Here is a 7,201-nt window from a genome sequence, read left to right on the forward strand (position 1 = left end):
GGTGAGGCGCAGAGTTTCGCAGGGTTTTAGCCGACGGGAAACCCTGCGAAACCCCGCGCCTCACCCTGCGAAACCCTGCGGGAAATTTGTCATGCAATTACTTCTGTTAATCTGCTCACTAGCAGCCTCACCGTGCCAAACGTACCCCACCGTAGCCGCGTCGGATGCCTGGCTAATGGCCACTCGCCAGCTACCCTTGAAGAAACAGGTAGCCGCCCTGCGCCAGCGCCTGGCCTGCGATGCCCGCGTGCGTGGCCGGGCGTTCAGCTCCTCTGTGTGCGCGAGCTGCCTCACGGCCGAGGGCCGGCGCGTCTACCAGGCCGCCCAGGAAAAGCAGCGCCAGGCCGAAGCCGCCGACCCCCGGCCGCTGGGCGTTGTCTTGTATTATCTGATTGATGGCCGCATAGTTGCGCCCGCCGATACGGCGCAGTGGCAGCCCTTCGTGACGCGGCAGCGAGTGCAGGAAATTTCCTTTTTGGAAAGCAACAAAGCGGCCGTTATCGGCGGCACCCGCGCCCAGGATGGCATGGTCATCATCACCACCAAAAAGTAACCTACAGCCGGGCGAAGAGTAGCGTGGCGATAAACGCCGCGCTCAAGCACAGCGACGATACCTTGTTCATCCGCATCGTCCACTCAAAATTGGCCAGCGCCGGGTTGTGCCAGGCCAGCCAGGCCCAACGCGAAAACAGCGCCACCACCGGCCCGGTAGCTACCAGGAAAAGGAGCAGGTTGCGCACCTCGCCGCGCAGCCAGTAGGCCAGCGCCATCGTGCCCGCGCCCGCCAGCAGCCCGCCCGCCGCGAAGGCAAACGTGCCCCGGATGCCCAGCCGCAAGCTCAGCGTGCGGTCGCCGCGCCGCGCATCTTCTTGGTGCTGATAGATTTGGGTGAGCGGGTAGGAGCCGCACAAAAACAGCGTGCTCACCAGCGCCAGTAGCAAATTGGTGCGCTCGAAAAGCTGCGTTTGCGCAGCGCCCACGCCCACTTGCGTGAGCAAAAACGTGAATGCGCCCTGAAACACGACCACTACGGCCGTGCTCAGCAGCGGGTATTTTTTGAGGCGAATACCTTCGTAGCTATACGCCTTGGAAACCAGCAGGTAGACCAGCACCAGTGCTGCGAATTGCCAGCTCAAAAGCAGCGCGCCCACTAGCGCCAGCGCATCGAATAGATACACCAAGTGTAGTAATTCGGGCGTGACTTTGGGCGGGGCTTTGAGGCCGCCGATGCTGTCTTCGTCTTTGTCGTAAAACGAGTTGTAGCCATTGGAGGCCGGGTACACCAGCAGGTGTAGAATCACAAACACCGCCGCCGCCTGCCCCCAACCGAAGGGCTCGCGCAAGGCGCTGAGCCCGAACCAGAACACTGGCATCAGGAACAATGAAAACGGAATGCGCAGCAGTGGCAGGGCGCGGCGGTAGTTGGCGATAACCACGGGGAAAATTAGTAGTGCGAACTTTGTAGTTCGCGTTCTCTAGCGAGCAGCCAGACGAACGCGAACTACAAAGTTCGCGCTACTTGCGCTTCGGCGGGCACGCCGACCAAATACGTCACCTGCGGCCCCCACCAGTGGCGCAACTTACCAGCTTGCCAGTGGTAGCGTCCGGCCGGGTCGGCGCGCTGGGCCAGCGCCAGCAGTTGCGCGGGCGGGTACATGCGGAAGATGGACACCACACCATCCCAAATAGTAGTGAGCGGAATGAGCGGTAGCAAGTACGTGAATACCAATCGGCTCAGCCGGAACGGCCGAAAAAGCGGTGTCAGTAGTAACTGCGCCACCGGTAGTACCGTGAGGGCCAGCGCTATTTCGAGCCAGCTCTTGGCCGCGCCCTCAAACACGCCGATGCCCGCGCTGCGCGCCACGGCATCGCGCAGCAACGCCTCGGCCTGCGGCGGTGCGAAGTGGTGAAAGGCCGAAAAAACCACCCGAAAACCCGGTAAATCGGCCGGTACAGCCAGCGCATTCACGGGCGCGGCGTGGCCCCGAATGGCCCCGGCCGTGCGCCGGGCCACGTCGGCCCAGGCGGCGGGCTGGGGGTAGAGGTCGGTGAGCAGCAGGCGCAGGCCGGGCGGCGCGGCGAGCTGCTGGCGCAGGGCGGCCAGCACGGTTTCAGTGCCGCCGCCGGCGCCCGCGCCTAGCTCAAGCAGTTGGCTTTGGTTGGTTTGGCGCAGGGCGTCGGCCAGCAGCGGGGCTACCGGGCGGTAGGTGCCCAGGTTTGAAATCATGAAGCGGAGGTAGTCCATCTGGCCGGCGCGCAGCACGGCCGGAAACCACGGCTGGTCTTCAAACTCGAATAGGTGCAGGCGGAAATTCACACCTTGCTCTTACGGTAGTTTGCTTTCTGGGTGGGGTTGGTCTTAAAAAACGCCGGGTCATGCTGAACGCAGTGAAGCATGACGGCCTTAATTGCCTCTATTTCCCCCCGATGCCGAACACCTTTTTCAGCAGCGAGGTAGTGCGGGCCACCGGGTTTTCGCGGATGTCGGCCTCTTCCTGCGCAATAAGTGTGAAGAGCCCGTCGATGGCCTTGCCGGTAGCGTAGGCGTTGAGGTCGGTTTGCACGGGCGTTACGAGCGGCAGCTTGTTGTAGGTGGTGCTCAGGCTGGTATAGTATTTAGTGGCGTCCACCTTGTCGAGGCTCTGCTGCATGATGGGCTGGAAGGCCGCCGTGAGCTGCGAGGTAGTAGTGCGCTTGAGGTACTGCGTGGCGGCATCCTTCTGGCCGGTAAGGATGTTCCAGACATCTGTGAACGTCAGCTGTTTGATGGCATTGATGAAGATGGGTTTGGCACTTTTGGCGGCGTCTTCGGCCCCGCGGTTCAGCGAGAGCTCAAACTTATCGACCTGGCTGCCCAGGCCGATGCTGCGCAGGGTAGTAGCCATCTTCTGGGCATCGGGCGGGAAGGGAATGCGGATAAACTTGTTCAGGTTGAAACCATCGACGGCCGAAGCCTGGTCCGAGCCCTTGCTGATGCCTTGGATGAGCGCTTCCTTCAGGCCGTTGGCGGCCTCGGTATTGGTGAGGCCGCCCACGCCAGTCGAAGACGACGAGGTAGTAGTTTTGGTCGGCAACTTAAGGCCACCCAAGCTGCTAGGTAGTTTGAACTGAGCGTGGGCAGCGTGGCTGAAACCAGCTAACGTAATGGCAGCAAGGAACAAATGACTTTTCATATTAACAACGATAAGCTTGAGTAAACCAACAGGTTCGGAATAGATTGGTAAAATAACGGCCCGGCAACGCCAAAAAGTTGCCCGCACCGAAGCAGTAGCCAAAAGACGTACCAGTTTTGGCAACCCCAAACCTACATTCGGCCGACGCCCGTTTTTCGCCGACCGGGCCGGTCAGCGTAGAATTGCGTAAGTCAGAAGCGCAACGTCCCTCAGCTTTCAGCTCTGAGCCAATGATGCGGCTACTGCAAGCGGCGTAGCCAGGGCCGGTACACCACTGCCGCCACCAACAGCCCAGCCACGAAGTAGATGGTGCCTACCACCAGCGCGGCTGGGCCAAGCGTGCGGCCAGCCAGCAGGTAGCCCAGGGCCGTGAGGACGCCCAGCGACAGGCTTTGCAGCGTGAACACCCGTAGCCAGCGCAGCTCTATTGAAGAAGCCGTGAGCGCCCAGGGCAGGCACAGCAACAGTAGCGGCAGTGCTGCCAACGACAGCAGGGTAGATAAGCCACCTGCCTTCAGAACAGAGACGGTAATTTTGCTCGTGAAACCCCTTTTCAGTGCCGGGGCCACCAACATGCACCCCGACCCCAGCAGCATAGTCAGCAGCCAGAAGCCCAGGTTGCGCAGCAGCGTCGGGCGGGGCATTACGGTACTACCAGCGTGTTCGGTTAGTAGTGATGAGTCGGGCGAGGAAGCCATAAAAAAGCGCAGAGGTAAAATAGCCTTGGTTACTGGGAAAAGGGTGCAATACGCGCGCACAATCAAGCTATGCGTGTAAGCCAAGTTCGATAGCGCCAATAGGCCACTAGCAAACCTGCTATTGCATAAGGCAAAGCAGATTCTAGGATTTCCAAGGTATAGTGATAGTGTCCAAGACCCCAAACGAGCATGGTTGTAGCTCCTGCTGAAATAATTTGTGCGAGCGTTAGCTTAAGCCAGCAGTGGTTAGCAGCAGGTTTTCTAAGCGCCCACGGAATGAGCAGGAATAATAGCAGCAGTGAAGGCACTGTAAAAACAAGCGCAATGATGCTATTAGTCATCGCTTTGTAGAAAGCCGAACGAGTTGATAGTGAATTAACTATCCTGTATAAGAAGGTCAGGCCCGTACCTAAGCCGATAGCGGATAGCCAAAAACCAGCAATATTCTTCGGGGTAGGAGCAGCTAAGTTGGAGACAGATTTCATAAAAAAGAAGCGAGTGCCGCACAAACATACGCCACTCTCGTATTAGCTTTGCATCACAAAGTACTTCAAAGCCCCCGCATGAAGCCCGCCGCCCAAGACCCCCTGGCCCAGCTCACCGAAATCCGCGCCATTATGGAGCGCAGTTCGCGCTTTATCTCGCTCAGCGGGCTGAGCGGGGTAGGGGCGGGCGTGGTGGCGCTGGCCGGCACGGTGGTGGCGCATTACTACCTGCTGCAAGAGTATGGCAGCCAGGAGTATGGCGCGCAGGGTTACGAGCGCTTGTTTCAAACCTCGATGGCCGAGCGGCTGGTGGCGCTGCCGTTTCTGGCCGGGCTGGCGGTGGCTATGATAGTGCTGGCCTTGCTGGTGGCGGCGTTTTTCACCTTGCGCCGCACCCGGCGCGAGGGACTGCGCTCCATCTGGACGGCCCCGGCACGGCGGCTGGCCGTGGCGCTGGCCATCCCGCTGGTGGCGGGCGGGCTGTTTTGCCTGCGCCTTTTTTTGAGCGGCGCCGTAGAGCTGGTGGTGCCGGGGATGCTGGTTTTTTATGGCCTGGCTTTGCTTAATGGCAGCAAGTACACGCTGGATGAAATCAAATACTTGGGTCTGACGCAAATAGGCCTGGGCCTGGTGGCGCTGCTGGTGCCCCAATACGGGCTGTTGCTCTTCGGGGCGGGCTTTGGGCTGGGGCACATCGGCTACGGCCTGCTGATGTATAATCGCTACGAACGCCCAACCGGGGCGAAATTTGCCGCCCCGTGAAGTACGCCATCCATACCCTCAATAAAGCTTTTGACCACCGCGTGCGGCTCGGCGTAATGGCCGTGCTGCTGGCGAATGACTCCGTGAGCTTCAACGACTTGAAAGAAAGCCTCGACCTGACCGATGGCAACCTGGCTTCGCACGTGGCGGCGCTCGAAAAGGCGGGGTATGTATTAGTAAATAAGCAGTTTATCGGCAAAAAGCCGAATACTACCTACGAGGCCACGGCCGAGGGCAAAACGGCGTTTCAGGAGCACCTAGCAGCGCTGGAGAAGCTGCTGCGGGGGTAGTGTAAACCTAACGTGGGGCACCTCACCCCCCGGCCCCCTCTCCAAAAAAGAGGGGGAGCCGACCGCAGAATGGACGTTTGCTCGCGCTAAAAAGGCGTTAGGCTCCCCCTCTTTTTTGGAGAGGGGGCCGGGGGGTGAGGTTCACACGACAGCCGATACCCAATTCGGCATTTTTTTGCAACCAATACTTTGAAATGCAAAGTTCTTTAAACATGGGAACCACTACTCCCTGGGCCGCGCCCGCCCCTACACCGCCCGCGCCCGCCTACCGCATTTCGACCTTGCTCGGCAGCCTGCTCGCGGTGGGCACGGTGCTGAGCGACTACCTGTTCTGGCACGAGTCGGCGGGGCTCAATGTGCTGGTGTACATGGTGTTTCTGGTGGGGGCGCACCTGGCGCTGCTGCCGCGGCACGCGCCGGTGCGGCGCACGGCCAGCTTTTGGGTGGCGGTGGCGGGCTGCCTTTTGAGCGGCGGGCTGGTGGCCTGGTACGGCTCCAGCGCGGCGCTGTGGGCGGCGGTGGGCTCGGGCCTGCTGCTGGTGGGGTTTGTGAACCAGTCGCAGCTGCGGCTGCTGGGCTACGCGGCGCTCACGGCCGCGGCGGGGGTGCTGCCGGCGGTGGGGGCCGTGGTAGGTAGCATCCGGGCGCCGCGGCAGGTAGGCGGGCAACTGCGGCGCGGCTGGTTCTACGGGCGGGTGCTGGGGCTGCCGCTGCTGGCGGTGGTAGTTTTCCAGATGCTGTTTTCCATTGCCAACCCCCGGTTTGCGGCGCTGAGCACTCGGTTTTGGAACGGGGTGCTTGACCTGCTGGGGCGGCTGTTTGCCGATATTTCCATCCCGCATTTGCTGTTTTTTCTGGTGTGCGGGGTAGCGGCGGCGGGTGCGCTGGTGGTGGTGCCGGTGCATTTTTTCCTCGACCACGAGTCGCGCTTTGGCGAGCTGGTGCGGCGGCAGCGCGATAGGGTGGCGTCGTTTGGGGTGCGGCGGCCTAGCTTCCGGCACAACGCCCGGCCCATGCTCGACCTGCGCAAGGAGTGGCTGGCGGCCGTGGTGAGCTTTGGCCTGCTCAATGCCCTGCTGCTGGTAGTGAACGCCCTGGACGTGAAATGGCTGTGGTTTGGCTTCGTGCCTGCCAAGGACTTCGACCTCACGCAGTTTGTGCACGAGGGCACCTACGTGCTGATTTTCAGTATTCTGCTGGCGGCGGGCATCATGCTGTGGTTTTTCCGCCGCAACCTCAATTTTTACCAGCCCGGCCTGCCGCTGCTGCGCTGGGGCGCCACGGCCTGGGTACTGCAAAACGTGGTGCTGGCCATCTCGGTGGGGCTGCGCAACTATTACTACATTCAGTACACGGGCTTGGCTTACAAGCGCATCGGGGTGTATGGCTTCCTGCTGCTGACGTTGTTTGGGCTGGGCACGGTGCTGCTCAAAATCTGGCAGCGGCGCTCGGCCTTTAACCTGGTGCGCCTCAACTCGTGGGCGGCCTACGCGGTACTGCTGGGCCTGGCGGCCGGCAACTGGGAAATCTGGATTGCCGAATACAACCTCCAGCCCCGCTTCGCGAGCCTCGACATGGGCTTTTTGCTGGCCATGCCGCCCCGCGTGCTGCCCGTGCTGGCCGCGCGCGAGGCCATCATCGACCAGGCCCCGCAGCTGGTCGCCGACGGCAGCGACGGCTACTACCACGCCATGGACAAGGCCACGGCCCATACCCTACTGCGGGAGAAGCTGGCGACGTTCCGGCACGACTACGCGAAGTACGACGACTGGCAGAGCCGCACGGGCGCGGAG

Annotated in this window: 9 protein-coding genes; 4 read left to right on the plus strand and 5 right to left on the minus strand. The window is 61.2% G+C overall.

What is annotated here, in order from left to right; genetic code table 11:
• The first annotated feature begins 196 nt into the window (after positions 1-196).
• Complete coding sequence (locus VFO93_RS08265) at positions 197-553, plus strand: hypothetical protein (RefSeq protein ID WP_325133885.1); 357 nt, start codon at positions 197-199, stop codon at positions 551-553.
• A gap of 1 nt (position 554) precedes the next feature.
• On the opposite strand, the gene VFO93_RS08270 is transcribed toward VFO93_RS08265, so the two are convergent.
• The 5 genes from VFO93_RS08270 to VFO93_RS08290 all read right to left on the minus strand — a co-directional run bounded on the left by VFO93_RS08270 (position 555) and on the right by VFO93_RS08290 (position 4,356).
• A complete protein-coding gene (locus VFO93_RS08270) occupies positions 555-1,436 on the minus strand; it encodes a UbiA family prenyltransferase (RefSeq protein WP_325133886.1) in 882 nt (293 codons plus the stop codon).
• A gap of 65 nt (positions 1,437-1,501) precedes the next feature.
• Positions 1,502-2,317: a class I SAM-dependent methyltransferase gene (locus VFO93_RS08275; protein WP_325133887.1), complete on the minus strand. Its 816-nt coding sequence runs from the start codon at positions 2,315-2,317 to the stop codon at positions 1,502-1,504.
• Between the two features lie 97 nt (positions 2,318-2,414).
• On the minus strand, positions 2,415-3,173 hold the full coding sequence (locus VFO93_RS08280; RefSeq protein WP_414653564.1) for a DUF4197 domain-containing protein: 759 nt from the start codon (positions 3,171-3,173) through the stop codon (positions 2,415-2,417).
• Between the two features lie 239 nt (positions 3,174-3,412).
• Positions 3,413-3,871 (minus strand): hypothetical protein, encoded by a 459-nt coding sequence (locus tag VFO93_RS08285; RefSeq protein ID WP_325133889.1) that lies wholly within the window; start codon positions 3,869-3,871, stop codon positions 3,413-3,415.
• A gap of 62 nt (positions 3,872-3,933) precedes the next feature.
• A complete protein-coding gene (locus tag VFO93_RS08290; protein ID WP_325133890.1) occupies positions 3,934-4,356 on the minus strand; it encodes a hypothetical protein in 423 nt (140 codons plus the stop codon).
• Positions 4,357-4,434: 78 nt separating this feature from the next.
• On the opposite strand from VFO93_RS08290, the gene VFO93_RS08295 reads away from it, so the two are divergent.
• The 3 genes from VFO93_RS08295 to VFO93_RS08305 all read left to right on the plus strand — a co-directional run.
• Complete coding sequence (locus tag VFO93_RS08295; protein ID WP_325133891.1) at positions 4,435-5,118, plus strand: hypothetical protein; 684 nt, start codon at positions 4,435-4,437, stop codon at positions 5,116-5,118.
• Positions 5,115-5,408, plus strand: a complete 294-nt coding sequence (locus VFO93_RS08300; RefSeq protein ID WP_325133892.1) for a transcriptional regulator — start codon at positions 5,115-5,117, stop codon at positions 5,406-5,408. The genes VFO93_RS08295 and VFO93_RS08300 overlap by 4 nt, the downstream gene beginning before the upstream one ends.
• 212 nt (positions 5,409-5,620) lie before the next feature.
• Positions 5,621-7,201: DUF4173 domain-containing protein (locus tag VFO93_RS08305; protein WP_325133893.1), on the plus strand; the 1,581-nt coding region annotated here is incomplete at its 3' end.

The sequence above is a fragment of the Hymenobacter sp. genome (assembly GCF_035709525.1).
GTDB lineage: Bacteria > Bacteroidota > Bacteroidia > Cytophagales > Hymenobacteraceae > Hymenobacter.